The sequence below is a fragment of the Frigoribacterium sp. AC759 genome (assembly GCF_979256015.1).
The window spans coordinates 1-247 of the sequence record NZ_CEEDMT010000149.1 but is presented as its reverse complement, the minus strand read 5'-3'; the positions used below and the strand labels follow the sequence as shown (position 1 = coordinate 247).

The 247-nt window shown below is 65.2% G+C and carries 1 protein-coding gene; it reads left to right on the top strand.

The genetic code is table 11. The features are described from left to right. Window positions 1–35 precede the first annotated feature (35 nt). Window positions 36–247, top strand: a 212-nt coding sequence (locus tag ACZ6JE_RS15440; protein WP_464319517.1) for a hypothetical protein, incomplete at its 3' end; no start/stop codon positions are given.

Sequence of the window (247 nt, the reverse complement as noted above, 5' to 3'; positions counted from 1 at the left end):
GCCAGCCTGACCACAACGCCTTCTGGAGCACACGCATGACCATCGACATCAGCACCCTCACCCTCGAGGAGACGGCTTCTCTCCTCTCAGGGCGCGACTTCTGGTCCACCAAGGCCCTCAACGAGGCGGGTATCCGTTCGAGCGTCTTGACCGATGGGCCGCACGGTATCCGTCGTCAGACGGGAGATGCAGACCACCTCGGCATCAACGACGCGGACCCGTCGACCTGCTTCCCGCCCGCGGTGGC